3 protein-coding genes are annotated in these 2,912 nt (G+C 39.0%); all 3 read left to right on the forward strand.

Annotated features, from left to right (window positions below):
- The coding region (locus QNK26_RS17885) for an FAD-binding protein (protein WP_319225411.1) at window positions 1-743 on the forward strand (743 nt) is incomplete at its 5' end.
- A gap of 14 nt (window positions 744-757) precedes the next feature.
- On the forward strand, window positions 758-1,471 hold the full coding sequence (locus QNK26_RS17890; protein WP_319225413.1) for a succinate dehydrogenase iron-sulfur subunit: 714 nt from the start codon (window positions 758-760) through the stop codon (window positions 1,469-1,471).
- A 44-nt stretch (window positions 1,472-1,515) separates the two neighbouring features.
- Window positions 1,516-2,912: thiamine pyrophosphate-dependent enzyme (locus QNK26_RS17895; protein ID WP_319225414.1), on the forward strand; the 1,397-nt coding region annotated here is incomplete at its 3' end.

The following is a 2,912-nucleotide window of genomic DNA, read 5'->3' on the forward strand; positions in this document are numbered from 1 at the left end:
CGGTTAAAGAACCCATTCCAATTATTCCTACTTGTCATTATCAAATGGGCGGCGTGCCAACCAATGTTAATGGTCAAGTGTTAAAGCTAGATGAAAACGGTAAAGATATTGAAGTAAAAGGTTTATTTGCAGTAGGTGAAATAGCAAGTGTATCTGTTCATGGTGCAAACCGTTTAGGTGGTAATTCACTGTTAGATTTAATTGTATTTGGTCGAGCAGCAGGGAAACACCTAGGTAAAGTACTGACAGCAGAAAATACCTCTAAAGCGCCGACGCAGGAAAATATAGATGCGGCTATGTCACGTTTCAACCGTTGGGAAAGTGGTGACGGCACAGAGTGTCCAAATCAAATAAGAAAAGACTTGCAACAATGCATGCAAAACAACTTCTCTGTATTTAGAGAGGGTGATGCAATGGCAGAAGGTCTTGCTGAATTAAAAGTGCTGCGTGAACGTTTGAAAAATGCAAAATTAGACGATAAGAGTAGCGAATTTAATACCAATCGTATTGAATGTTTAGAGCTTGATAACTTAATGGAAACCGCATTCTGTACGGCAGTTGCCGCAAACTTTAGAACTGAAAGTCGTGGTGCGCACAGTCGTTTTGATTTCCCTGATCGTGATGATGAGAACTGGTTATGTCACAGTATTTATCAACCAGAAACAGAAAGTATGTGTAAACGTGATGTCAATATGGCACCTGTACTACGTGCAGCTTTCCCACCTGTCGCACGTGTTTACTAAGAAGGTTAATTATTATGAATGTTACATTTTCTGTTTATCGTTATAACCCTGATGTAGATAACGCGCCTTATATGCATGATATGTCTTTAGATATCCCTGAAGGCTCAGACTTAATGGTTTTGGATGCGCTGATTTTATTAAAAGAGCAAGACTCGTCTTTATCTTTTCGTCGTTCTTGTCGTGAGGGCGTATGTGGCTCTGATGGTTTAAACATTAATGGTAAAAATGGCTTAGCCTGCATTACGCCTATGTCAGATGTAATGTCTACAGGTAAAATAATATTACGACCATTACCAGGTTTACCGGTTGTACGTGATTTAGTTATTGATATGACTCAGTTTTATACTCAGTATGAAAAAATTAAACCGTATCTAATTACTGATGATCGTAATCCTCCAGCAGGTGAGTATAAGCAATCACCTGAACAACGTGAACATCTAGATGGTTTGTACGAATGTATCTTGTGTGCATGTTGTTCAACATCTTGTCCATCTTTCTGGTGGAACCCTGATAAGTTTATCGGACCAGCTGGCTTACTTGCAGCTTATCGATTCCTTATTGACAGTCGTGATACTGCAACGGAAGAACGTTTATCTAATTTAGATGATGCGTTTAGTGTATTCCGTTGTCATAGCATTATGAATTGTGTCAGTGTTTGTCCTAAAGGATTAAACCCGACCAAAGCAATAGGTAAAATTAAATCTATGTTATTACAACGTGCAATTTAATATACTGATTTATAACTAATAAATAATGAGAGTAAGGAATATTAATGGCAACTAATGTTATGGAAACATGGTTAGCTTCATCGCATTTTTCCGGAGGAAGCGCGACATATATCGAAGGTATTTATGAGTCTTACTTAGAAGATCCCTTATCTGTCGACGCAAATTGGCGTAAAGTATTTGACGACCTGCCTAAAGTTAACGAACAACCTGAAGAACCTCATTCAGCAGTTCGTGATCAGATGCGTCATGCTGCTAAGGCTCCTAAATGTTTTACTCCACCTGAAGGCGCGGTTCACAACGACGCTAAACAGGTAAGAGTATTACAGTTAATAAGTGCCTATCGCAACCGTGGTCATGAAGTCGCTCAGCTAGATCCTCTTGGATTATCTAAACATGAGGTTATCAATGAGCTAGACCCTTTTTATCATGAGTTAACCGGGTCAGATCTTGATGCAAGTTTTAATGTCGGCTCCTATGCGGCATCCAATGAGACCATGGTATTAAAAGATCTCATTGTTTCGTTAAAAAATACTTATTGTGGCTCGGTTGGTGCAGAGTATATGCATATCACTAATACTAGTGAAAAACGCTGGTTACAAAATCGAATTGAATCTTGTGAAAGTAAACCTTCATTTAGTGAAGAAGCAAAAAATCGTTTTCTAGAAGAGTTAACTGCAGCAGAAGGTTTAGAGCGCTACTTAGGCTCTAAATTCCCTGGCGCTAAACGCTTCTCTTTAGAGGGCGGAGACAGTTTTGTTCCTATGCTTAAAGAGTTAATTCGTCGCGCGGGTGAACAAGATGCACAAGAGGTGGTTATTGGTATGGCCCATCGTGGGCGTCTGAATGTTCTAATCAATGTATTAGGTAAAAAGCCAACTGATCTTTTTGATGAATTCTCAGGTAAGCATGCTGTTGTTGATGGCTCTAGTGATGTTAAATACCATCAAGGTTTCAGTAGTGACTTCAAAACACCTAAAGGTAATGTACATTTATCGTTAGCTTTTAACCCTTCTCATCTCGAAATTGTAAATCCAGTAGTGTTAGGTTCAGTTCGTGCACGTCAAGAACGTCTAAACAGTATTGGTGAAAGTGTTATACCTATTACGATTCATGGTGACTCAGCAATCTCTGGACAAGGTGTCGTACAAGAAACATTTAATATGTCACAAGCTCGCGCATTTAAAGTGAGTGGAACTGTCCGCATTGTGATTAATAACCAAATTGGTTTTACTACTTCAAATCCTGAAGATATGCGTTCTACGCGTTACTGTACTGATATTGCAAAAATGGTACAGGCACCTATTTTCCATGTGAATGCAGATGATCCTGAAGCGGTTATTTTAGTGACACAAATTGCGCTTGATTTCCGTAATACATTTAAACGTGATGTAGTGATTGACCTGGTTTGTTATCGTCGCCATGGTCATAATGAAGCAGATGA

It is taken from the genome of Moritella sp. (assembly GCF_033791185.1).
Lineage (GTDB): Bacteria > Pseudomonadota > Gammaproteobacteria > Enterobacterales > Moritellaceae > Moritella.